Origin of the sequence: Pseudomonas sp. Larv2_ips (genome assembly GCF_963879675.1) — a bacterium.
Classification (GTDB): Bacteria; Pseudomonadota; Gammaproteobacteria; order Pseudomonadales; family Pseudomonadaceae; genus Aquipseudomonas.
Genome location: NZ_CAWOAW010000031.1, coordinates 322,601 through 346,044, shown reverse-complemented (window position 1 = coordinate 346,044; position 23,444 = coordinate 322,601). Strand labels below are relative to the sequence as shown.

Here is a 23,444-nt window from a genome sequence, read left to right as displayed (position 1 = left end):
TTGCCCGCGATGGCGGTGAATCGATGACATAGGTGCCAACTGATCTGGCGCTATCGTGGGCAAGCCCGCTCCCACAGGTTTTAATCCGTGTCATCCAGGTACTTGAGGGCAAATTTTTCGGTCGCCTGTCGCGCCGGCAGCAACAGATGCGGCGCCACCAGCATCATGATCTGGTACACCACCACGCGCACTTCGCCTTCTCGGTCGAGGATGCGCTGGTAGTCCAGCGAAAACAGTAGCGTCAGTGTGATCTGCTCCACCAATTGGCCCAGTGCCTGGGTATCACTGACCAGTTGCCCCGCCGCCTTCAAGCGCGCAAGCAGCGACGCCAGCGTGCGCTTGAGCGCCGTGAGCAAGGTGCGAATGCCCTTGGCCAGCTTTGGCAGGCGCCCCGCCAGGTTTGACAGGTCCTGAAACAGGAACCGGTAATGGGCCATGCGCTCGACGATCAGATGCAGGAACAGCCAGTAATCCTCGGCCCTGAGTTGCGCATCCGCCGGCGGGTCAAGCAGCGGCGCCAGTTCATTCTGAAAGCGCTCGAACAGCCCAAGCACCAACGGCTCCTTGCCATGGAAGTGGTAGTAGAGGTTGCCGGGGCTGATCCCCATTTCATTGGCTACCTCCATGGTCGACACGTTCGGTTCGCCCTTGTGGTTGAACAACTGCAAGGCACATTCAAGGATACGGTCGCGGGTCTTCATCCAGTCTTCTTAATGTGATCGTTGAGCTCAGCGCACACGCACGTAAGTGCCCGGCGCCGCTTCCATCGGTGGGTAATTCTGGTTGCCCAGGGCGGTCAGGGTTTCGCGCTGCACGCCGGAGCGTTGTTGAATCCACTCCAGCCACTGTGGCCACCAGCTGCCTTCGACGTGGTGGGCGTCGTAGTACCAGGCACGCGGGTCACTGCTCAGCTTGAGGTTTTCGACGTAATTGGCCTTGGGGTTCCCCGGCGGGTTGAGGATGCTCTGCACATGCCCGCTGTTGGACAGCACGAAGCGCCGCTCACCGCCCAGCAGTTGCGTGGAGCGATACACCGCATCCCACGGCGTGATGTGGTCGTTGATGCCAGCCACGCTGAAGCTGTCCACCGTGACCTTCTGTAAGTCGATAGGCGTGCCGCACACTTCCAGGCCACCGGGATGGCTCAACGGGTTGTGCTTGAAGAAGTCCAGCAAGTCGCCATGCAGCGCGGCAGGCAGGCGTGTGTTGTCGTTGTTCCAGTACAGGATATCGAACGCCGGCGGTTCCTTGCCCAGCAGGTAATTGTTGATCCAGTAGTTCCAGATCAGGTCGTTGGGACGCATCCAGGCAAACACCTTGGCCATGTCCCGGCCGTCGAGCACGCCTTGCTGGTAGGAACGGCGCTTGGCGGCTTCCAGGGTCTGCTCATCGGCAAACAGGGTGGCGGGGCTGTCGATCTGGCTGTCCAGCAGGCTCACCAGGTAGCTGGCGCTGGAGATGCGTCGCAACTGGCGCTTGGCTTGCAGATGGCCTTGCAGTGCGGCGATGGTCAGGCCACCCGCGCAGGCGCCCATCAGGTTGACTTCGCGGGCACCGGTGATCGCGCGGCACACGTTCAGCGCTTCTTCCAGCGCGGCGACGTAGGTGGACAGGCCCCATTCACGATGACGCACATCCGGGTTGCGCCAGCTGACCATAAACGTCTGCAGGCCGTTTTTCAGTGCGTACTGCACAAAGCTGTTGGCCGGGCTGAGGTCAAAAATGTAGTACTTGTTGATTTGCGGCGGCACGATCAGCAGCGGCTTGGCGTACTGTTTTTCGCTCATGGGCTTGTACTGGATCAGCTCCAGCAGTTCGTTGCGAAACACCACTGAGCCGGGGGTGGTCGCCACTGTCTTGCCGACTTCGAAAGCGTGTTTGCTGACCTGGCGGGGCAGGCCGTTGTTGTGCAGCAGATCATCAAACAGGTTGCTCACGCCACGCACCACGCTGTTGCCGCCGGAGTTGAGCAGTTCCTTGACGGCCAGCGGGTTGAGCAAGGTATTGGAAGGCGACACCGCATCGTTGAGCAGCGAGAACGCAAAGTGCGCGCGGGCGCGATCGTCAGTGTTGAGACTGCTGTCGTCGATCCAGTGGCGGGTCTGTTTCTGCCAGCTCAAATAGGCTTGCAGGCTGCGGCGGTACAGCGGGTTGAGCTTCCAGGTCGGGTCGATGAAGCGCGCGTCGTTGGGGTTGGGCTCATGCACGGTTTCGCCCAGCAGCACGCGGCCCAGCTGACCACCCAGCGCCAGGGCGTGGCGCGCGGTGTGCACCGGGTTGCGCAAGCCGTGGGCGGCGACGCTGCGCAGGGTCGCCAGCAAATCCCGACCGCGCAGGCCGGTGATTGCATTTTGCGCGTTGATGAACACGGCAGGGGTGGGCGCCGGGTTCGTCACGGGTCTTTCTCGCATGAGCCAACACTCCTTCGTCAAGGCAACAACAGGCACGCCAATTCAGAACCATAGTCGGTTCTCGGCAAGTTGCGCGGCAGTGCGGTCCTTACACGGCCGGTCGCGGGTGAATCACCGCCCGCAGGCGCTCCTCTTCAAGAAACTTCATGATGATCGGCGCCACGGCTTCGGCCCGGGTGATCAGGAACAGGTGACCGTCATCGATGATGTGCAACTGCGCGTTGGGAATACGCCAGGCGAGCATGCGCATATTGATCAGCGGAATCAGCGGGTCGTCGTCACCCGCCAGCACCAGCGTGGGTTGGCGGATCTTGTGCAGCCAGTGAATGCTGGTCCAACCCAGCCCGGCGAACAGCTGCCAGTAATAGCCGAGCTTGCCGGCCGAGCGCACTTTGCTTGCGTGCTCAGCGGCCAGTTTCGCGTCGCGCCGGAACGAGCCGCCATAAATCATCGGCGCAATGCGCACCACGTGGGACGGTTGGATGTAGCGCCGTGGGCTTGCCATCAGCCACAGCACCTTGGGCTTGCCCGGCACCATGAACGCACCGGCAGCGGTGGCGGCGAGAATGAGTTTTTTGCAGCGCTCCGGGTAGTCATAGGCGAACTGCTGCGCGAGCGCGCCACCCCATGACACGCCCACGGCATTCACTTGGCCATAGTCGAGGTAATCGAGCATGCGCGCGGTGAGTTTGGCCAGGCCAGGAAAGCGATAGGGCCGACTCGGCGTCGAGGAGCCACCGACGCCCGGTACATCGAAGGCGATTACTTCCAGGTCCGGGTCCAGCGCCTGGACGAACGGAAACACCAGCTCAAGGTTGGCGCCGATGCCGTTGAAAATCAGCAGCGGCGTCAAGTGAGGCTTGCCCGGGCGTACCGCCGTGCGGATGGCCTGGCCATCCAGGTCGATGGTACGGAAGATGAACGGTTGCGGCATGGGCTTACCCTGCAAAATGGCGCTATTTCCCTGCGGGAACACGGTCAATGTGGGAGCTGGCTTGCCTGCGATGCAGGCGCTGCGGTGTATCAGGCCTACCGAGTGGATGCCATCGCAGGCAAGCCAGCTCCCACATTTGATCCCATTCCAGCCTACCTTTCGTGAACGTATGTGCCCGGCGCCGCCTCAGCGGCCGCATAGGTTTTGTTACCCAGACTCGTAGGTGCTTTCTTCAACTTACCCGCCCGCTCTGCCTGCCACACCTGCCAATGCAGCCACCACGAGTCAGTGTGCTTGGTCGCATTTTCCTGCCATTCCAGCGCCTTGCCCGCCAGGCCATCGCTGGTCTGGTAGCGCGCCTTGGGGTTGCCCGGCGGGTTGAGGATGCTCTGGATATGCCCACTGCTGGACAACACAAACTCGACCTTGCCGCCAAACAGCTGCGCCGACTTGTAGCAGGACTGCCACGGCGTGATGTGGTCGTTGGTGCCGGCCAGTGAGTAGATGTCGGCGGTAACCTGCTTGAGGTCGATCGGCGTGCCGCACACTTCCAGGGCGTTGGCACGCACCAGCGGGTTGTTCTTGAACAGCTCGATCAGGTCACCGTGAAAGGCGGCCGGTAAACGCGTGGTGTCGTTGTTCCAGAAGAGGATGTCGAACACCGGCGGCTCGTTGCCCAGCAGGTAGTTATTGACCCAGTAGTTCCAGATCAGGTCGTTGGGGCGCATCCAGGCAAACACCTTGGCCATGTCGCGGCCTTCCAGCACACCGGCCTGGTAGGAGTGGCGCTTGGCTGCCTCCAGGGTCTGCTCGTCGACGAACAGCGCTACCTGGGTGTCCAGCGTGGTGTCCAGCACGCTCACCAGCAAGGTCAGGGCGTTGACCTTCTTCTCCCCCAGCGCCGCGTAGTGGCCCAGCAGCGCGGTGCAGGTGATACCGCCGGAGCAGGCGCCGAGCATGTTGATGTCTTTGCTGCCGGTAATCGCCGTAACCACATCGACCGCTTCCTTGAGCGCCTCGATATAGGTCGACAGGCCCCACTCGCGTTGGGCCTTGGTCGGGTTGCGCCAGCTGACGATAAACGTCTGCTGGCCATTACGCAGGCAGAAGCGCGCCAGGCTCTTTTCCGGGCTCAGGTCGAATACATAGAATTTGTTGATCTGCGGCGGCACCACCAGCAGTGGGCGCTCGTGCACCTGTTCGGTGATCGGCTTGTACTGGATCAGCTCCAGCACGTCGTTGCGAAAGACCACGGCGCCTTCGGTGGTGCCCAGGGTCTTGCCCACTTCGAAGGCACCCATGTTGACCTGGCTCGGCATGCCGCCGTTGTGCACCATGTCCTTGGCCAGATGGGACAAGCCATCGAGCAGGCTTTTGCCGCCGGTTTCAAAGAAGCGTTTGACCGCCGCCGGGTTGGCCGCGCTGTTGGTGGGGGCCATGGCTTCGGTCATCAGGTTGATCACGAAGTGGCCGCGGCTGATGTCTTGTTCCGACAGGTTGCTGTCGCCGATCCAGTCGTGCAGTTCCTTGCGCCACGCCAGGTAGGTTTGCAGGTAACGTTTGTAGAGCGGGTTCTGGCTCCACGCCGGGTCGTTGAAGCGACGGTCATCGCCTTCGGGCACCAGCGCGGATTTGCCGAACATCACGTTCTTCAACTCGACACCAAAATGCGCGACGTGTTTGACGCTGTGTAACGGTTGCTTGATGGCTTGGGTCAGCACCATCTTCGCCGAAGCTAATAAGTCCTTTTTTCGTAACGCGATGATCGGGTTCAGTCCCAGGGTGTTTTCAGAGGCCTGGCGTTTCAAGTCATCGTTATTCTTGTTACTCATCTACGACGCTCCATTGTCCGAAAGACGAGTACCGGCGATTGCTGCGCACCCAATTTCGATACACGACACCAGCCTGGTACTGCGACTCGGGTGACCGTTGATACCGCATCGTCAAATGCAGGGAACTTGCCAGTTCCATTGGTTACCCGAGTTTAATTTTTTTCGCAAGCGGGCCAATCGTTGACCACGCGACAGGGCATTCAAGCAGATGAAATTAGAAAATGCCCTCTAAAGAGCAAGACGCCTGAGTTAGAGCATCAGCCGCACGACCGACTCGCTCGGGTCGCGGGTTTTACCGGCTGCTTTGAGCTCAGCGAGATAGTCGGCCCACAGGGCTTCCTGGCGCACGGCCAACTGGTAGAGGTAATCCCAGGTGAACAGGCCGCTGTCATGGCCGTCGTCGAAGGTCAATTTCAGTGCGTACTGACCGGCCGGTTCTATCTTGATCAGCCTGACGTTGATCTTGCCGAATTGCAGGATGGGTTTGCCGTGGCCCTGGACCTCGGCGGAAGGCGAGTGGGTGCGCAGCAGCTCGGCGCTGAGCTGGTAGACCTCATCGGGCCCGTAGGTGAGGCCGAGGGTGTTGGAGGTTTTGTGCAGGTTTACAGCAGTAGGGAATTTCGACATCGATAATAATCCTGAAGAAACCGGCTCAAAAATGTGGGAGGGCTTCTGTGGGAGCCGGGCTTGCCCGCGATGCAGGCACCTCGGTGTTTCAGAAACACTGAGGTGATGCTATCGCAGGCAAGCCAGCTCCCACAAAAGCCAGGCTCCTACATACGCCTTTTTCTAAAAGGCTTACAGGATATAACGAGACAGGTCTTCGTTCTGCGCCAATTCGCCCAGGTGGCTGTTGACGTAGTCGGCGTCGATCTTGATCGCTTCGCCGTTTTGCGCACCGGCCATGTCACCGGCGCTGAAAGACACTTCCTCCAGCAGGCGCTCAAGCAAGGTGTGCAGGCGACGCGCACCAATGTTTTCGGTCTTCTCGTTGACCTGCCAGGCAATCTCCGCCAGGCGCTTGATACCGTCCGGCAGGAACTCGATCGCCAAGCCTTCGGTTTTCAGCAGCTCACGGTACTGCTCGGTTAGCGACGCATGCGGCTCGCTGAGGATGCGTTCGAAGTCGCCTGGGGTCAGCGCCTTGAGTTCCACACGAATCGGCAGACGGCCTTGCAGCTCAGGCACCAGATCGCTTGGCTTGCTCAGGTGGAACGCGCCGGAGGCGATAAACAGGATGTGGTCGGTCTTGACCATGCCCAGCTTGGTGTTCACGGTGCAGCCTTCGATCAGTGGCAGCAGGTCACGCTGTACGCCCTCGCGGGACACGTCGACGCCACCGGAGTTACCGCGCTTGGCCACCTTGTCGATCTCGTCGATAAACACGATGCCGTGCTGCTCGACCGCTTCCAGCGCCTTGGCCTTGAGTTCTTCCTCATTCACCAGGCGCCCGGCTTCCTCGTCGCGCACCAGTTTCAGCGCCTCTTTCACCTTGAGCTTGCGGCTTTTCTTCTTGCCCTTGCCCATGTTGGCGAACAGGTTCTGCAACTGGCTGGTCATTTCTTCCATGCCAGGCGGTGCGGAAATATCCACGCCAGCCACTTCGGCGACTTCAATCTCGATTTCCTTGTCGTCCAGCTGGCCTTCACGCAGGCGCTTGCGGAACAGCTGACGGGTATTGGAATCGGACGACGGCGCGGCATCTTCGTTAAAGCCCATGCGCGCCGGTGGCAGCAGGGCGTCGAGGATACGTTCTTCGGCGGCGTCTTCGGCGCGGTGGCTGACCTTGGTCATTTCCTGTTCGCGCAGCAACTTCAGTGCGGCGTCGGCCAGGTCACGAATGATCGACTCGACGTCGCGGCCCACATAGCCCACTTCGGTGAACTTGGTGGCTTCGACTTTGATGAACGGGGCGTTGGCCAATTTGGCCAGGCGCCGGGCGATTTCGGTTTTACCGACGCCGGTCGGGCCGATCATCAGGATGTTCTTCGGCGTTACTTCAACGCGCAATTCTTCCGGCAATTGCATCCGGCGCCAGCGGTTACGCAGCGCAATGGCAACGGCGCGCTTGGCATCGTCCTGGCCGATGATATGGCGATTAAGTTCATGGACGATTTCGCGGGGAGTCATGGACATAGTGTTTGGCGGCCTCAAGCGGGAATAAGCCTACGGCTTACTCGGCGAGGTCCTGCTCCTCAATGGTGAAGTTGTGGTTGGTGAACACGCAGATGTCGCCGGCAATGCCCAAGGCAGTCTCGACGATTTCACGGGCCGACAGATCGGTTTTCTTCAGCAAGGCGCTGGCCGCCGCTTGGGCATAACCACCGCCGGAACCCATGGCGATCAGGCCATGTTCAGGCTCAACCACATCGCCGTTACCGGTGATGATCAAGGACGCGTCTTTGTTGGCGACGGCCAACATGGCTTCCAGGCGGCTGAGGGAGCGATCGGTACGCCATTCTTTGGCGAGTTCGACCGCGGCGCGAACGAGGTGGCCCTGGTGTTTTTCCAGCTGGCCCTCGAAACGCTCGAAGAGGGTGAAGGCGTCGGCGGTAGCGCCGGCAAAGCCCGCGAGAACCTGCCCGTGGTATAGACGACGCACCTTTTTGGCGTTGCCTTTCATCACGGTGTTGCCAAGGGAAACCTGGCCGTCGCCGCCCATGACGACTTTGCCGTGGCGACGTACTGAAACGATGGTGGTCAAGGGGAGAGTCTCCACGCAGCGGGGCGAAAATGCCCTGATGGAATCTCATATGGGGGTGGCGGGAGGGATTTCAACCGTAGAGGGTTATGGCGGACGGGCGGTGTTTATAAGTCTTACACTTTCTCAAGCACACCTCAAAACCAAATGTGGGAGGGAGCTTGCCCCCGATGGCGGCGCTTCAGTCGCCAAACATAGTGACTGATCTACCGCTATCGGGGGCAAGCCCCCTCCCACATTTTGATCCGCGTTGACTCTGAATCAACGGCTCTGGCGTTGTTGTAACAACAGGTTGCTAAACCCTGCGCCGGCCAGCTGCTTCTGCGCCACGGTCAGCTGTTCACGGTTGCTGAATGGCCCCACCAGCACGCGATACCACGTCGCATCCTTCACCGTGCCGGACTCCACCGTCACCGCCTGGCCCAGCAGGATGATCTGCGCACGCACGCGATCCGCGTCCGCCTGTTTCGGGAACGAGCCCGCTTGCAGGAAGAACTTGGTCACCGGCGCAGCCTTGGTGGTGGCCACGGGCGGCGGTGGCGGCGGGGTGATCCCGGCCAGCGCAGCTTGCGCCCGCGCGGTGTCGATTTTCGCTGCTTCCGCTGGCGTCACCGGCGTGGTCGGCACTTGCGGCGTCGGCAGGGTTTTCTCCGGCACGGCGTCGGGCGGCACGATCACTTCCGATTCCGGCAGCAGCGTGTAGAAGTCGTATTTTGGCTTCACCGGTGCAGTCGGGCTTGGCGCCGTCTTGTTGGCTTCGGCCATTTTCGTGGCCTTCTGCTGCTCTTGCTTGACGCGCTTGACGTCATCGCCCTTGCCCGGCTCCAGCTTCATCAGGATCACGACGAACGCACCGACCGCCAGGCCGATGGCCATCCACAACCAGCCCGGAATAGGCTTCTTTGCCGGGGCTTGATAGCGGCTGGCGCCGCGCTTGGGTGCAGGTTTTTTCTTGGCAGCCAACTTACATACGCTCCAGGGTTTCCAGGCCTAACAGTTCCAGGCCTTGCTTGAGGGTCCGTCCAGCCAGTGCGGCGAGGCGCAGGCGACTTTGCTTTTGGGCTTCGTCGTCGGCGGTGAGGATCGGGCAGTTCTCGTAGAAGCTGGAGAACAGGCCGGCGACTTCGTACAAATAGGTGCACAGGATATGGGGCGTGCCTTTCTCACCGACGCTGTTCAGCACTTCGCCGAATTGCGCCAGTTTGGCCGCCAGTTCCTGTTCATGCGGGGCATCCAGCACGATCCGGCCTTCAACTTCGCTGAAGTCCTTGCCCAGTTTGCGGAACACACCGGCGACGCGAGTGTAGGCGTACAGCAGGTACGGCGCGGTGTTGCCTTCGAAGTTGAGCATCAGTTCGAAGTTGAAGCTGTAGTCGCTGGTGCGGTGCTTGGACAGGTCGGCGTATTTCACCGCGCCAATGCCCACCACGCGGGCGATGTTGCGCAGCTCGGCTTCGGCCAGTTCCGGGTTCTTTTCCTTCACCAGGTTGTAGGCACGTTCCTGGGCTTCGTTCAACAGGTCGATCAGCTTCACGGTGCCGCCGTCGCGGGTCTTGAACGGGCGGCCATCGGCGCCGTTCATGGTGCCGAAGCCCATGTGTTCCATGTGCATCGGGTGCGTGACGAAACCTGCGCGGCGTGCCACTTCAAACACTTGCTGGAAGTGCAGGGCCTGGCGTTGGTCGACGAAATACAGCGCGCGGTCGGCTTTGAGCACACCGCTGCGGTAGCGCACGGCCGCCAGGTCGGTGGTGGCGTAGAGGTAGCCGCCATCGGCCTTGACGATGATCACCGGCAGCGGCTCGCCGTCGGCGGTCTTGAATTCTTCGAGGAACACGCACTGCGCGCCGTTGCTCTCGACCAGCAGGCCTTTGGCCTTGAGGTCGTTGACCACGTTGATCAGGTCGTCGTTATAGGCGCTTTCGCCCATCACGTCGGCCATGGTCAACTTCACGTTGAGCAACTCGTAGATTTCCTGGCAGTGCGACAGCGAGATCTCGCGGAAGCGGCCCCACAACGCCAGGCATTCCTCGTCACCGGCTTGCAGCTTGACCACCAGGCCACGGGCGCGGTCGGCGAATTCTTCGGATTCGTCAAAACGCTTTTTGGCGGCGCGGTAGAAGTTTTCCAGGTCGGCCAGCTCGTTGCTGGTGATCGGGTTTTCCTGCAGGTAGGCCATCAGCATGCCGAACTGGGTGCCCCAGTCGCCCACGTGGTTCTGACGGATCACGGTGTCGCCGAGGAACTCCAGCACCCGCGCCACGCCGTCGCCGATGATGGTCGAACGCAAGTGGCCGACGTGCATCTCTTTGGCCAGGTTGGGTGCCGACAGGTCGATGGCCACGCGCTGCAGCGGGCCGGCCTTGCGCACGCCGATCCTGGCGTCGGCCAGGGCGGCGTCCAGGCGCGAGGCCAGGGCCTGGGTGTTCTGGAAGAAGTTGATGAAGCCAGGGCCGGCAATTTCGGCCTTGGTGACGCTGTCGTCAGCCGGCAGCGCGGCAATGATTTTTTCCGCCAGGTCGCGCGGTTTCATGCCCGCAGGCTTGGACAGCATCATCGCAATATTGCTGGCGAAGTCACCGTGGGTCTTGTCGCGGGTGTTTTCCACCTGGATCGCCGGCGTCAGGCCTTCAGGCAACACACCTTCGTTGACGAGTTGGGTGAGGGCTTGTTGGATCAGCTGGCGAATGGTGTCTTTCATGGTGTTCTCTTTCGACCGCAAGCGGCGGCGCGCGATGCGCAGGTGGAAAAACTGGGCATTATCCGTGGCGAGGGCAGGCTTGCCAACCGTTCAGACGGGTTGGTAGACCTGCGGGCCTCGTCGCGGGCAAGCCCGCTCCCACATTTAAGGGTATTCACATTTCAAAATGTGGGCGCTGGCTTGCCTGCGATAGCGGTTTTGCTATCAATACAAATCTACCGGGTCCACATCCAACGACCATCGCACCTGGCGGCCACTGGGCATTTGCTCCAGAGCAAGCAACCAGCTACTTAATAGCCGATGCAGGGGCGCGCGGGAGGTTGCCTGCAAGAGTAGCTGAGCGCGATAACGCCCGGCGCGGCGTTCCATAGGTGCAGGCACCGGGCCGAGCAATTCGATGCCGGTCAGACCCAGTTCGCCGAGCAAACGTTCGGCGGCGCTGCATGCCTCATCCAGAAAACCTTCCGCCTGCCCCGGTTTATGGGCCTCGGCCCGCAGCAGGGCAAGGTGAGAGAAGGGCGGCAAGCCGGCAGAGCGGCGTTCACTCAGCGCCTGCTCGGCGAAGGCGAAATAGCCTTGTTCTGTCAGCTGGATCAGCAGCGGATGGTCGGCCAGGTGGGTCTGGATAATCACTTTGCCCGGCTCTTCAGCGCGCCCGGCGCGGCCTGCGACCTGCACGATCAGCTGCGCCATGCGCTCGCTGGCGCGAAAATCACCGGAGAACAGGCCGCCGTCGGCATCCAGGATCGACACCAGCGTCACCCGCGGAAAATGGTGCCCTTTGGCAAGCATCTGCGTGCCGATCAGGATGCACGGCTGGCCTTTCTGGATGGTCGCGAACAGCTGGTTCATCGCGTCTTTGCGCGAAGTGCTGTCGCGGTCGACCCGCAGCACCGGGTAGTCCGGGAACAGAATGCCCAGGCGCTCTTCGGCGCGCTCGGTGCCCGCACCCACTGGGCGCAAATCCACTTTGCCGCACTGCGGGCAGTGGCGCGGCACCCGCTCCACATGGCCGCAATGATGGCAGCGCAGCTCGCCGTGGCGCTGGTGCACGGTCATGCGCGCATCGCAGCGCTCGCACTCGGACATCCAGCCGCAGTCATGGCACAGCAACGTCGGCGCAAACCCTCGGCGGTTGAGAAACACCAGCACTTGCTGGCCGGCGGCGAGGGTCTGGCCGATGGCTTGCTGCATCGGTCCGGAAATGCCGCTGTCCAGTGGACGGCTTTTTACATCCAGGCGCAGGAAGCGCGGCTGCTTGGCGCCGCCTGCACGCTCATTCAAACGAAGGAGTCCGTACCGGCCGGTGTAGGCGTTGTGCAGGCTTTCCAGGGACGGCGTGGCCGAGCCCAGCACAATCGGGATGTCTTCCTGGCGTGCGCGCACCAGCGCCAGATCGCGGGCGTGGTAGCGCAGGCCTTCCTGCTGTTTATAGGAGCCGTCGTGCTCCTCGTCGATGATGATCAGCCCGGGGTTCTTCATCGGCGTGAACAGCGCCGAGCGGGTGCCGATAATAATGTCGGCTTCGCCGTCCCGCGCGGCCAACCAGGACTCCAGGCGTTCGCGGTCGTTGACCGCCGAGTGCACCAGGGCGATGCGCGCGTTGAAGCGCTGCTCGAAACGCGCCAGGGTTTGCGGGCCCAGGTTGATCTCGGGGATCAGCACCAGCGCCTGCTTGCCGGCCTGCAGGGTTTCGCGGATGAGCTGCAGATAGACTTCGGTCTTGCCGCTGCCCGTCACGCCCGCCAGCAGGAACGCGTGGAAACTGTCGAAGCCTGCGCGGATCGCTTCATAAGCAGCACGTTGCTCGGTGTTCAGCGGCAGTTCGGGCTGGGCCAGCCAGTGTTCGTGGCGTGGGTCGGGAGCGTGCTTGCGGATTTCCACCTGCACCAGGCCCTTGGCCAGCAGCAGGTCGAGGCTGTCCTTGCTCAGCATCAGCTTGCTCAATAGCTGATGCGCCACGCCGTGGGGATGCTGCGCCAGCGTGGCCAGGGCTTCACGCTGGCGCGGCGCGCGGGCGATGCGCGGGTCATCGAGGCGCGCGCCGGGCACCATCGACCAGAAGCGCTCCTGGCGTGCTTCGGCCAGCTCGCCCTGACGCAGCAGCACCGGCAGCGCCCAGCTCAACGTATCGCCCAGGCTGTGCTGATAATACTGAGCGGTCCACAGGCACAGCTTGAACAGGGCCGGTGGCAGCGGCGCAGTGGTGTCGAGGATGGCTATGGCGGGCTTGAGCTTTTCTGCGGGCACTTCGCTGTGGTCGGCGACTTCGACCAGAATGCCGATCATTTCTCGGCGCCCGAACGGCACGCGCACGCGCATGCCTGGCTGCAACTGCGCCCGCAGCACGCCGGCGGGGGCTCGGTAGTCGAACAGACGGCGCAGGGGCGAGGGCAGGGCTAGGCGCAAAATGGCGTCGGGCACGCGGGGAATCTCATATAAAGGCAGGCGGTGGCGCAGGGGCGGGAGCCTAGCAGACCTGCGGTAGAGGTGTCCCGTCTCTGCTGCAGCAGCCAGCACTTCTGTGGGAACCGGGCCTATCGTGGCGAGCAGGCTTGCCCTGCGTTGGGGCGCGCAGCGGCCCCGATGCCTACAGCGAGTTTTGACTGCAAAAACACCATTGGCCTATTGGGGCTGCTTTGCAGCCCAGCGCAGGGCAAGCCTGCTCGCCACAACACGCCCGGCTCCCACATTGATCGTGGTGAACCGGCAGTTTTTCTGATGAAAGGGGCTCATATGTGGGAAATCGGCCGGAAGCGCCGCTTGCGCGTTTAAAAAGGTCTGGTAGAATCCGCGGCCTAATTACGTGCGGTATTCGACAATAGTGTCGAGTGGCGGCACGCTAGCCCGAGGAAGTCACCATGAAAGCCGATATCCATCCAGCGTACGAAACCATCGAAGTAACCTGCAGCTGCGGCAACAAGTTCGAAACACGTTCGAACCTGTGCAAGCCACTGGGTACTGACGTATGCAACGAGTGCCACCCGTTCTACACCGGTAAGCAGAAAACTCTGGACACCGGCGGCCGTGTACAGCGCTTCGCAGATCGCTTTGGTGCTTTCGGCAAGAAGCCTGCTACTCCAGCAGAGTAAGGCTCAAAAGCCCTCCGGGTTTTTGTCAGCTGTTGAAGAAGGCGTCCTTTGGGACGCCTTTTTTGTGCCTGCAATTTGGCTGCGCGTGATTCAAATCGATTTTAATAAAAAAATTGTAGACATTTTTTGATGCGATTGTGAACAGTTGAGCCCTTGTATCCCGTGGCTCTTGGCCAAAAGTCGTAGCGCAGGGCCCTTGACACCTGTGACTGCCCAGTCTTGTAGGGACTTTGCGACACGCGTATCCTCGGCGGTCCGTCGACCAACAGTAAAAGCGGAATGCCGATATGTCTGATTTGAAAACTGCCGCTCTCGAATATCATGCCCATCCTCGTCCAGGAAAGCTGAGTGTAGAGCTCACCAAAGCCACTGCCACCGCCCGCGACCTGTCGCTGGCCTACAGCCCTGGCGTTGCCGAGCCCGTACGTGAAATCGCCCGCGACCCTGAACTGGCGTACAAGTACACCGGCAAAGGCAACCTGGTTGCAGTGATTTCCGATGGCACCGCGATTCTCGGCCTGGGCAACCTTGGCCCATTGGCTTCCAAGCCAGTCATGGAAGGTAAGGGCGTGCTGTTCAAGCGCTTTGCCGGCATCGACGTTTTCGACATCGAAGTCGACTCCGAAAGCCCGCAGGCTTTCATCGACACCGTAAAGCGCATTTCCATCACGTTCGGTGGCATCAACCTGGAAGACATCAAGGCACCTGAGTGCTTCGAGATCGAAAAGGCCCTGATCGAGCAGTGCGACATTCCGGTATTCCACGATGACCAGCACGGCACCGCGATCGTTACCGCGGCCGGCATGATCAACGCCCTGGAAATCGCCGGCAAAACCCTGGCTGACGCGCAGATCGTCTGCCTGGGTGCCGGCGCTGCAGCCATCTCCTGCATGAAATTGCTGGTGAGCATGGGCGCCAAGCTGGAAAACATCTTCATGGTCGACAGCAAGGGCGTTGTTCAGTCCGAGCGTACCGACCTGAACCAGTACAAGGCGATGTTTGCCCACGCGACCGACAAGCGCACCCTGGCTGACGCCCTTGACGGTGCAGACGTGTTCGTCGGCCTGTCTGGCCCGAACCTGCTGAGCGCCGAAGGCCTCAAGTCCATGGCGGCCAACCCGATCGTGTTCGCCTGCTCCAACCCTGATCCGGAGATCTCCCCGGAACTGGCACACGCCACCCGTAACGACGTGATCATGGCCACCGGCCGTTCGGACTACCCGAACCAGGTCAACAACGTACTGGGCTTCCCATTCATCTTCCGCGGTGCCCTGGACGTTCGCGCCAAGCGCATCAACGAAGAGATGAAAGTCGCTGCCGCCAACGCCCTGCGTGAACTGGCCAAGCTGCCGGTGCCTCAGGAAGTGTGCGACGCCTACGGTGGCATCAAGCTGGAATTCGGCCGTGAGTACATCATTCCGAAACCAATGGATAAGCGCCTGATCACCCTGATCTCCGATGCCGTGGCCAAAGCCGCTATCGAGACCGGTGTGGCGACCCTGCCGTATCCGAAGCACTACCCGCTGCAAAGCGTGGATGATGTGTTCAACGGCTAAGCCGTTGTAGCGCACCAACAAAAAGCCCCGGCTCTTGCGAGTCGGGGCTTTTTTATTGCCTGCGATTAACTGGAGCTGCGTAGGAATCCAGATGTGGGAGGGGGCTTGCCCCCGATTGCGGTGTATCAGTCAGCAGCTTCATTGGCTGGAAGTTCGCTATCGGGGGCAAGCCCCCTCCCACATTTTGCACCCCGTCAGCTCGCGGTCGCGATCAGAACAAATCGATCGGCGCCCCTTCATCCGCCGGCAGCGGGCTGCCCGGTGCAACACCATTGCCCAGTTCGTTGACCGACGGCGGCGTGTCTTCGCTCTTGAACAGCTCGAAGTACGCGTTCGGCGTGCTTGGCGAAGCCGCACGGCCACTCACCGGGTCAATGCGCAGGCTGAGAATGCCTTCCGGCTCAGGCTGGGTGTGCAACGGCTTGTCCTTCAAGGCCGCGCCCATGTAGCTCATCCAGATCGGCAACGCGACGGTGCCACCAAACTCGCGGCGACCCAGGCTTTCCGGCTGGTCGTAGCCGGTCCACACGGTGGTCACGTAGTCGGCGTTGTAGCCGGAGAACCAGGCGTCCTTGGAGTCGTTGGTGGTACCGGTCTTGCCGGCAATGTCCGCACGGCCCAGCGCCAGGGCGCGACGGCCGGTGCCTTTCTTGATCACGTCTTCCAGGATGCTGTTGAGGATATACGTGGTGCGGCCATCCACTACGCGTTCAGCGACTGCGGGCGTTTGTGGCTCGTTTGCGGCGGCAGTGTTCGGTGTGGCTGGCGCTGCGCCCGGTGTCGGCTCGATGGTGATGCCGCCGTTGCTGGGCGCCGCGATGCCATCAGGCGCCGCCACGCCGTTGACCACGTCACCCGGTACGCGCGGAGGGTTGGCGGTAAACAGGGTGTCGCCATTGCGGCTTTCGATTTTGTCGATCAGGTACGGTGAGATCTTATAGCCGCCGTTGGCAAAGGTGCTCCAGCCCGTGGCGATTTCCATCGGCGTGAGGGTCGCGGTGCCCAGCGCCAGGGACAGGTTGGGCGGCAGGTCCGACTTGTTGAAGCCGAAACGCGTCATGTAGTCGATGGTTTTGCCGACGCCCATTGCCTGCAGCAGGCGGATCGACACCAGGTTACGCGACTTGTACAGCGCCTCGCGGATGCGGATCGGGCCGAGGAAGGTGTTGGTGTCGTTCTTCGGGCGCCAGACCTTGTCCAGGTACTCGTCGACAAACACGATCGGGGCGTCGTTGACCAGGCTGGCGGCGGTGTAGCCGTTATCCAGTGCGGCGCTGTAGACGAACGGCTTGAAGCTCGAGCCCGGCTGGCGCTTGGCCTGGGTCGCACGGTTGTAGTTGCTCTGCTCGAAGGCAAAACCGCCGACCAGGGCGCGGATCGCACCGTTCTGCGGGTCCAGGGACACCAGCGCGCCTTGGGCCACAGGGACCTGGCTGAATTTCAGGCTGTCGTCTTTCTGGCGTTGCACGCGGATCAAATCACCCACCTGCGCCACGTCCGAGGGCTGCTTGGGCATCGGGCCCATGCTGTTGGTGTTCAGGAAGGGGCGTGCCCACTTCATGCTGTCCCACGCCACATGCGCTTCGCCAGAGCGGGTCAGCACCTGCACGCCATCTTTCTTCACTTGGGTGACGATGGCGGGTTCCAGGCCGCTGATCGGGCGCTGTTTGCCCAGTTCAGTGGTCCAGGCGCTCAACGTCTTGCCGGGCAGGCGGGATTCGGGGCCGCGGTAGCCGTGGCGCTGGTCATAGGTGACGAGGCCATCGCGTACCGAGTTGTTGGCAATTTCCTGCAAGTTGCTGGGAACGGTCGTGGTCACGCGGAAGCCTTCGGTGTAGGCCTCGCTGCCATAACGGCCGACCATCTCGGCGCGCGCCATTTCAGCGATATACGGTGCGTTCACCTCCGGTGTCGGCACGTGGTAGCTGGCATTCAGCGGTTCGGCCACGGCGCTTTCATAGGCGGCCTGGTCGATCTTGCCCAGCTTGTACATGCGGCCGAGGATCCAGTCGCGGCGCTCTTTGCTGCGCGCCGGGTTGGCCAGCGGGTTAAAGCGCGAAGGGGCCTTGGGCAGGCCGGCAATCATTGCCATTTGCGCCAGGCTGGCATCACGAATCGACTTGCCGTAGTAGACCTGCGACGCCGCTTCGATGCCGTAGGCGCGGTTACCCAGGTAGATCTTGTTCACGTACAGCTCAAGGATCTCGTCCTTGGTCAGCTGGCGTTCGATCTGCAGGGCCAGCAGGATTTCAGTGGCCTTGCGCGAAAAACTGCGCTCGCTGGTGAGGAAGAAGTTCTTCGCCACCTGCATGGTGATGGTGCTGCCACCGGATTGAATGTGTCCGCTTTTTACCAGCTGGGTAGCCGCACGCACCAGACTGCTGGGGTCAACGCCGTAGTGATTGGCGAAATTATCGTCTTCTGCCGACAGCAGAGCATTGATGAAATTGGGTGGAATGTCGGCGAAACGGATCGGTGTGCGGCGCATCTCGCCGAACTCCGCGATCAGTTTTTCGTCGCTGCTGTAGACCCGCAAAGGAATCTGCAACTGGATACTTCTGAGTGCCTCTACGGAAGGCAAACCCGGACTAAGGTAGAGGTAGGCACCGCTGAGTACGAGCAGCAGCCCGCAGACGATCGCGACAATGGAGTACCCGAAAAACTTCAGCAGACGAATCAAGGCTTTTGGATTTCCAGAGAAAAGAATGAGTTAGGCGTCGGGGCATGCATGGCAAACGATGGATCGACCCGAGCAGCAGATAAATAGCGGGAAAAAACGCTGGGCATTAAAGCATTTTTCGGCTTGGGGCGTCATTCACGCCACTCAAACAAGTCGACCGAATGCACGGTGGCCGGCGGTAATCAGGCGGTATGACAGGCAAAGTTTTGGGGAGTTTTATGAGAAAGGGATTTTTCAGGCGCAAAACCGACACCCTGCTGGGTGTCGACATCAATGACACGGGCATCAAGCTGATAGAACTGGGCCGTTCGGCCGCGGGTTACCAGGTGCAGGGCTACAGCGCCCAAATGTTGCCGCCGAATGCGATGGTCGATGGCACTTTGTTGGACCTTGAAGAGGCAGGGCGAGCCTTGCAACTGGCGTTATCCCGGCTACGCACGTCCGCACGGCAGGCGGCGGTCGCTGTAGCGGGCCCGTCGGTCATCACGCGGGTCATCGACATGGAGGCAGGGCTCAGTGATGAAGAGATGGTGTGGAAGATCCAGATGGAAGCCGACCAGTACATTCCTTACCCGCTGGATGAGGTGGCCATCGATTTTCAGGTGCGTGGCCCTTCGGCCCAGGATCCGGCCCGGGTCGAGGTTTTACTGGCTGCCTGCCTGAGGGAGCAAGTCGAGGCTCGCACTGCGGTTTTGGCCCTGGCGGGGCTCGTGACGCGGGTGGTGGATGTCGAAGGGTTTGCATTGGAGCGCGCTTGCAGTCAGGATTTCGCCAGCTTCACGCCGGGTCATCAAGTCGATGGCACACAATGGGCCGTGGATGCCCACGGGATGGGAATTGCTTGCGGGTTGGCCCTGAGGAGTTTCGCTTGATGACAAGAATCAACCTTTTGCCCTGGCGCCAAGCCCTGGCGGACCGGCGTCGCAAATACTTTCTGATGTTTTTGCTGGCGTTTGCCTGTGCGGCCTTCGCGGCGTTATGGCTGGCGGACCAGGTGATCGACCAGGCCATCGACCGGCAGGGCGCACGCAATAACCACCTGAGCAAAGAAGTGACTGTCGTTGATTCGCGCATCAAGACCATCGGCGACTTGCAGGAGCAAAGCCAGCAACTGGCCGCGCGCATGAAAGTCGTGCAGGACCTGCATGATGCCCGCTCTTCCAGCGCCCAGATGTTTGATCAGCTGGCCCGCGCGGTGCCCGAGGGTGTCCATCTGCATGAAGTGGTGGCGAATGGCGACACCATCAGCGTCAGCGGCAGTGCCGAGTCCAGCCAGGACATTGCTCAACTGATGCGCCGCCTGGAAGCCTCGCAGGGCACCCACGCCACTCGGCTGCAGCATGTGCGAGCAGAGGGCGAGCGGGGCGGTAACGAATTCCAGTTGATGGTGCGCCAGGGGGAATCCACCGAGGCTCAGCCTTGAGCCTGCCCAGGCTCGACTTTTCCACGTTCTCTCACAACGCTTCGAAATGGCCCTTGCCGGGCAAGCTTCTGCTGGGCTGTGCGCTGGCAGGCTTGGTGCTGGTGGTGGGCGATTGCGTTTATTTGAGCCCGTCACGCGAGCGTTTGCACGAGCGGGAGGCGCAGGAAGAGGTCTTACAACAGGTGCTCGCGCAGAAAGTCGATCTGGCCTCCCGCCTTGAGGGCGGTGCCCACCCGGCTCAGGTGATGCAGGAAAAAAACGGCGGGGCCTTAGGGCATTTGTCTGGCACACCCGACATGCCGGCCCTGCTGGATGAAATTGCGCGGCTGGTGGCTGCCAACGGCGTGGTGGTCGAAGGTGTCACGGTGCTGGACGAGCAAACTCGGCCGTTTTACATCGAGGAGCCGGTGCAGGTCGATGTGGTTGGGGCCTACCACGACCTGGCTACCTTCGTGAGTGCGTTGGGCGGCTTGTCCCGGATCGTTACCGTGCATGACATCACGCTTCGTTCTGAAGGGTCGTTGCTGCGCCTCGGCATGTTGGTGAAGACCTACCGCAGCACGTCGCTGCGCGGCGAACCTGACTCGGTTTTCGAGTCGGGGCCAGCATTCGTCTACGACGCATTTTCCCTGCGCGACCCGTTCCAGCCGGTTGCATTGCAGGTTGATCACCTGCCCGGACGCCCGGTGCTGGCGCCCGACCTTGCCCGAGTCCGCGGCGCCCTGGAAAAGGTCGCCATCGACCAGTTCGAGATGGTCGGTACGCTGTCTCGTGGTGAGCAGAACTTTGCGCTGTTGCGTGTGGCCTCCACGGTGCACCGGCTGGCCGTTGGCGACTACCTGGGGCCGAACCACGGCAAGGTCACGGCGATTCATGACGACTACATCGAGCTGGCAGAGCTGTTCCCCGATAAACAGGGCGCGTGGCTGGAGCGCCCGCGAACCCTCGTGTTGAAACTCAACTCATAACGGAATCAAACAATGAAATGGACTTTCTCGTCCTTCGGTGTGGCGCTATGGATAGCGTTCACGGCACCGACGGCGTTCGCTGTGCCCAATCGTGTGGACCTTATCCAGCTGCCGCCGCCTGGCAGCGCGGCGCCAGGCACCTATAACGGCGCCAAACTGAACCTCAACTTCCAGAACATCGATGTGCGCGCGGTACTGCAGCAGATTGCCGATGTTGCCGGGCTCAACCTGGTTGCCAGCGATGAAGTGCAAGGCTCCATTACCTTGCGGCTCAAGGACGTGCCCTGGGACCAGGCGCTGGACCTGGTATTGCAGACCAAGGGGCTGGATAAGCGCGTGAAGGCCGGCGTTTTGCTGGTGGCACCTGCCGATGAGCTGGCGGCGCGTGAATTGCTCACGCTGGAATCGCGCAGGCAGATGGCCGAGCTGGCGCCTTTGCGCCGCGAGCTGTTGCAGGTCAACTACGCCAAGGCGGCGGACCTGGCCAAGCTGTTCCAGTCGGTGACAGGCCTTGAAGGCGCCGGCGATGAGCGCGGTTCCGTGGCAGTGGATGACCGCACCAATAACATCATTGCCTACCAGACTGGCGAGCGCCTCGAAGAGCTGCGCCGGATTGTGGCGCAACTGGACGTCCCGGTGCGCCAAGTGATGATCGAGGCGCGGATCGTCGAGGCCAATGTTGATTATGACAAAAGCCTCGGCGTGCGCTGGGGAGGGCGACTCAACCGTGCCAATTGGGGCGCTGGGGGCATCAGCAAACCCTTGGCCGCCGGTGCCGAGCCACCGCAGAACCCTGTCAGTTCGCCATTTGTCGACATGGGGGCGCTCACCGGCACATCGGGCTTGGGCATCGCCTATATCACCAACAACCTGTTGCTGGACCTTGAATTGACGGCCATGGAGAAAACCGGCAACGGCGAAATCGTCTCACAGCCCAAGGTGGTCACTTCCGACAAGGAAACGGCACGGATCCTCAAGGGCACCGAGATTCCCTATCAGGAATCCAGCTCCAGTGGCGCCACTTCAGTGTCGTTCAAGGAAGCTTCGCTATCGCTGGAAGTGACCCCGCAAATCACCCCTGATGGCTGGGTGATCATGGAGGTCAAGGTGACCAAGGATGAGCCCGACTACCTGAACAAGCTCAATGACGTGCCACCGATCAAGAAAAACGAAGTCAACGCCAAGGTGCTGGTCAAGGATGGCGAGACCATCGTCATCGGTGGCGTTTTCTCCAATACCCAGAGCAAAGTGGTAGATAAAGTGCCATTTTTAGGCGATGTGCCGTATCTTGGCCGCCTTTTCCGGCGCGATGTGATGGCGGAAAGAAAATCCGAGCTGCTGGTATTCCTGACTCCGCGTATTATGAATAACCAGGCGATTGCTGTGAGTCGTTGATTCTGTGCGAAATTTGATTCTTGTAGGACCGATGGGCGCTGGAAAAAGCACCATCGGCCGTTTGCTGGCCAAAGAGCTGCGCCTGCCATTCAAAGATTCCGACAAGGAAATTGAATTGCGCACGGGCGCCAATATCCCATGGATCTTCGATAAGGAAGGCGAACTGGGCTTTCGCGACCGCGAGCAGGCGATGATTGCCGAGCTGTGCGGTTGCGACGGCGTGGTATTGGCCACCGGCGGCGGCGCTGTGATGCGCGATGAAAACCGCCGGGCGCTGCATGCCGGTGGGCGCGTGGTCTACCTGCATGCGTCGGTCGAGCAGCAAGTGGGCCGCACCGCCCGCGACCGGAATCGCCCGTTGTTACGCACTGCCGACCCGGCAAAAACCCTGCGGGATTTGCTGACGCTGCGCGATCCGCTGTATCGGGAAATTGCCGATCTGGTGGTGGAAACCGATGAGCGGCCGCCGCGAATGGTCGTTCTCGACATTCTCGAGCGTTTACAGCAGCTGCCACCCCGTTAAAGCCAGACCCGAAATGCGCTATTCTCGGCGGCGCGCTAACAGCCTTTGAGGTGTGGCGTAGAGCCATCAGGCAGCGTCAGATCTGAGCGTTGCCGATCGTATATCCATCTTCACGCGGGGACACATGCAGACACTTAAGGTCGATCTAGGCGAGCGCAGCTACCCAATCCATATTGGCGAAGGTTTGTTGGACCAGCCCGAGTTGCTTGCCCCGCATATTGCCGGTCGGCAAGTGGCGATCATCTCCAATGAAACGGTCGCGCCGCTGTATCTTGAGCGCCTGAGCCGCAGCCTTGCGGCGTACTCGGTGATTTCGGTGATCCTGCCTGACGGCGAGGCCCACAAGAACTGGGAAACCCTGCAACTGATCTTTGATGGCCTGCTGACTGCGCGTCATGACCGCCGGACCACCGTCGTCGCCCTGGGCGGCGGTGTGATCGGCGACATGGCCGGCTTTGCGGCGGCCTGTTACCAGCGCGGCGTGGACTTTATCCAGGTGCCGACCACCTTGTTGTCCCAGGTCGATTCGTCGGTCGGTGGCAAGACCGGCATCAACCACCCGCTGGGCAAGAACATGGTGGGTGCGTTCTATCAGCCCCAGGCCGTGCTGATCGACACCGCGACGCTGAACACCCTGCCACCGCGCGAGCTGTCGGCGGGCCTGGCGGAAGTCATCAAGTACGGGCTGATCTGCGACGAGCCGTTCCTGACCTGGCTTGAAGAGCATATGGACGCCCTGCGCGCTCTGGATCAGGTGGCACTGACCGAGGCGATTTCACGCTCCTGCGCCGCCAAGGCGCTGGTGGTAAATGCCGACGAGCGGGAGTCCGGCGTACGCGCCACCTTGAACCTGGGTCACACCTTCGGCCATGCGATCGAAACGCACATGGGCTATGGTGTGTGGTTGCATGGGGAAGCCGTAGCGGCTGGCACAGTGATGGCGTTGGAGATGTCGCAACGCCTGGGCTGGATCAGTGCCCAGGAGCGGGATCGGGGTATTCGCCTGTTCCAGCGCGCCGGTTTGCCGGTTATTCCTCCTCAGGAGATGACCGAGGCGGATTTCCTCGAACATATGGCAATAGACAAGAAAGTGATCGACGGTCGCCTACGACTGGTGCTGCTGCGCCACATGGGCGAAGCGGTAGTGACCGACGATTATCCGAAAGAGATTTTACAGGCCACGCTGGGAGCGGATTACCGCGCCCTGGCCCAGCTTAAAGGTTAATAA

General features: G+C 61.1%; 18 protein-coding genes and 1 pseudogene. 8 read left to right on the top strand and 11 right to left on the bottom strand.

The window, feature by feature from the left end:
• Nucleotides 1-80 precede the first annotated feature (80 nt).
• The 10 genes from AACV02_RS27125 to AACV02_RS27080 form a co-directional block, all read right to left on the bottom strand.
• Nucleotides 81-701: a TetR/AcrR family transcriptional regulator gene (locus tag AACV02_RS27125; protein ID WP_119738067.1), complete on the bottom strand. Its 621-nt coding sequence runs from the start codon at nt 699-701 to the stop codon at nt 81-83.
• Between the two features lie 27 nt (nt 702-728).
• Nucleotides 729-2,411 carry a class II poly(R)-hydroxyalkanoic acid synthase gene (phaC, locus tag AACV02_RS27120; RefSeq protein ID WP_119738065.1) on the bottom strand — a complete coding sequence of 561 codons (1,683 nt, stop codon included), beginning with the start codon at nt 2,409-2,411 and terminating at the stop codon, nt 729-731.
• Between the two features lie 88 nt (nt 2,412-2,499).
• A complete protein-coding gene (phaZ, locus tag AACV02_RS27115; protein WP_106577519.1) occupies nt 2,500-3,345 on the bottom strand; it encodes a poly(3-hydroxyalkanoate) depolymerase in 846 nt (281 codons plus the stop codon).
• Nucleotides 3,346-3,497: 152 nt separating this feature from the next.
• Complete coding sequence (gene phaC / locus AACV02_RS27110) at nt 3,498-5,177, bottom strand: class II poly(R)-hydroxyalkanoic acid synthase (RefSeq protein WP_106577521.1); 1,680 nt, start codon at nt 5,175-5,177, stop codon at nt 3,498-3,500.
• Nucleotides 5,178-5,426: 249 nt separating this feature from the next.
• Complete coding sequence (locus tag AACV02_RS27105; protein WP_119738063.1) at nt 5,427-5,804, bottom strand: gamma-butyrobetaine hydroxylase-like domain-containing protein; 378 nt, start codon at nt 5,802-5,804, stop codon at nt 5,427-5,429.
• A gap of 171 nt (nt 5,805-5,975) precedes the next feature.
• Entirely contained in the window at nt 5,976-7,313 is a 1,338-nt protein-coding gene (gene hslU, locus AACV02_RS27100) for an ATP-dependent protease ATPase subunit HslU (RefSeq protein ID WP_119738061.1), read from the bottom strand.
• A gap of 37 nt (nt 7,314-7,350) precedes the next feature.
• On the bottom strand, nt 7,351-7,881 hold the full coding sequence (gene hslV, locus AACV02_RS27095; protein ID WP_010563201.1) for an ATP-dependent protease subunit HslV: 531 nt from the start codon (nt 7,879-7,881) through the stop codon (nt 7,351-7,353).
• Nucleotides 7,882-8,139: 258 nt separating this feature from the next.
• Nucleotides 8,140-8,841, bottom strand: a complete 702-nt coding sequence (locus tag AACV02_RS27090) for an SPOR domain-containing protein (RefSeq protein ID WP_053253947.1) — start codon at nt 8,839-8,841, stop codon at nt 8,140-8,142.
• 1 nt (nt 8,842) lies between these two features.
• A complete protein-coding gene (gene argS, locus AACV02_RS27085) occupies nt 8,843-10,579 on the bottom strand; it encodes an arginine--tRNA ligase (protein ID WP_119738059.1) in 1,737 nt (578 codons plus the stop codon).
• 204 nt (nt 10,580-10,783) lie between these two features.
• A complete protein-coding gene (locus AACV02_RS27080; protein WP_119738057.1) occupies nt 10,784-13,003 on the bottom strand; it encodes a primosomal protein N' in 2,220 nt (739 codons plus the stop codon).
• 437 nt (nt 13,004-13,440) lie between these two features.
• Between AACV02_RS27080 and rpmE the strand changes: the two genes are divergently transcribed.
• Together rpmE and AACV02_RS27070 are read left to right on the top strand one after the other, a co-directional pair.
• Complete coding sequence (gene rpmE, locus AACV02_RS27075; RefSeq protein WP_049710411.1) at nt 13,441-13,671, top strand: 50S ribosomal protein L31; 231 nt, start codon at nt 13,441-13,443, stop codon at nt 13,669-13,671.
• Between the two features lie 287 nt (nt 13,672-13,958).
• Nucleotides 13,959-15,227 (top strand): malic enzyme-like NAD(P)-binding protein, encoded by a 1,269-nt coding sequence (locus tag AACV02_RS27070; RefSeq protein ID WP_071497103.1) that lies wholly within the window; start codon nt 13,959-13,961, stop codon nt 15,225-15,227.
• Nucleotides 15,228-15,438: 211 nt separating this feature from the next.
• Here the strand turns inward: AACV02_RS27070 and AACV02_RS27065 are convergent, their stop codons facing one another.
• On the bottom strand, nt 15,439-17,904 hold the full coding sequence (locus AACV02_RS27065; RefSeq protein WP_372239723.1) for a penicillin-binding protein 1A: 2,466 nt from the start codon (nt 17,902-17,904) through the stop codon (nt 15,439-15,441).
• Nucleotides 17,905-18,125: 221 nt separating this feature from the next.
• On the opposite strand from AACV02_RS27065, the gene pilM reads away from it, so the two are divergent.
• The 6 genes and pseudogenes from pilM to aroB all read left to right on the top strand — a co-directional run bounded on the left by pilM (nt 18,126) and on the right by aroB (nt 23,441).
• Nucleotides 18,126-18,779 carry a type IV pilus assembly protein PilM gene (pilM, locus tag AACV02_RS27060; protein ID WP_119738393.1) on the top strand — a complete coding sequence of 218 codons (654 nt, stop codon included), beginning with the start codon at nt 18,126-18,128 and terminating at the stop codon, nt 18,777-18,779.
• Nucleotides 18,779-19,330 carry a PilN domain-containing protein gene (locus AACV02_RS27055; RefSeq protein ID WP_106577526.1) on the top strand — a complete coding sequence of 184 codons (552 nt, stop codon included), beginning with the start codon at nt 18,779-18,781 and terminating at the stop codon, nt 19,328-19,330. The genes pilM and AACV02_RS27055 overlap by 1 nt, the downstream gene beginning before the upstream one ends.
• A complete protein-coding gene (locus AACV02_RS27050) occupies nt 19,327-20,298 on the top strand; it encodes a pilus assembly protein PilP (RefSeq protein WP_119738053.1) in 972 nt (323 codons plus the stop codon). Before AACV02_RS27055 ends, AACV02_RS27050 begins: the two co-directional genes overlap by 4 nt.
• Nucleotides 20,299-20,439: 141 nt before the next feature.
• Nucleotides 20,440-21,693: pseudogene (locus tag AACV02_RS27045) on the top strand (type IV pilus secretin PilQ); the annotation flags it as partial.
• A gap of 4 nt (nt 21,694-21,697) precedes the next feature.
• Nucleotides 21,698-22,216: a shikimate kinase AroK gene (aroK, locus tag AACV02_RS27040; RefSeq protein ID WP_017138567.1), complete on the top strand. Its 519-nt coding sequence runs from the start codon at nt 21,698-21,700 to the stop codon at nt 22,214-22,216.
• Between the two features lie 124 nt (nt 22,217-22,340).
• A complete protein-coding gene (gene aroB, locus AACV02_RS27035; protein ID WP_119738049.1) occupies nt 22,341-23,441 on the top strand; it encodes a 3-dehydroquinate synthase in 1,101 nt (366 codons plus the stop codon).
• Nucleotides 23,442-23,444: the final 3 nt, after the last annotated feature.

Coding starts and splice junctions, on each gene's coding strand:
- AACV02_RS27125 (WP_119738067.1), bottom strand. CDS start 701: ATGAAGACCCGCGACCGTATCCTTGAATGTGCCTTGCAGTTGTTCAAC.
- phaC (WP_119738065.1), bottom strand. CDS start 2,411: ATGCGAGAAAGACCCGTGACGAACCCGGCGCCCACCCCTGCCGTGTTC.
- phaZ (WP_106577519.1), bottom strand. CDS start 3,345: ATGCCGCAACCGTTCATCTTCCGTACCATCGACCTGGATGGCCAGGCC.
- phaC (WP_106577521.1), bottom strand. CDS start 5,177: ATGAGTAACAAGAATAACGATGACTTGAAACGCCAGGCCTCTGAAAAC.
- AACV02_RS27105 (WP_119738063.1), bottom strand. CDS start 5,804: ATGTCGAAATTCCCTACTGCTGTAAACCTGCACAAAACCTCCAACACC.
- hslU (WP_119738061.1), bottom strand. CDS start 7,313: ATGTCCATGACTCCCCGCGAAATCGTCCATGAACTTAATCGCCATATC.
- argS (WP_119738059.1), bottom strand. CDS start 10,579: ATGAAAGACACCATTCGCCAGCTGATCCAACAAGCCCTCACCCAACTC.
- rpmE (WP_049710411.1), top strand. CDS start 13,441: ATGAAAGCCGATATCCATCCAGCGTACGAAACCATCGAAGTAACCTGC.
- AACV02_RS27070 (WP_071497103.1), top strand. CDS start 13,959: ATGTCTGATTTGAAAACTGCCGCTCTCGAATATCATGCCCATCCTCGT.
- pilM (WP_119738393.1), top strand. CDS start 18,126: ATGAGAAAGGGATTTTTCAGGCGCAAAACCGACACCCTGCTGGGTGTC.
- AACV02_RS27055 (WP_106577526.1), top strand. CDS start 18,779: ATGACAAGAATCAACCTTTTGCCCTGGCGCCAAGCCCTGGCGGACCGG.
- aroB (WP_119738049.1), top strand. CDS start 22,341: ATGCAGACACTTAAGGTCGATCTAGGCGAGCGCAGCTACCCAATCCAT.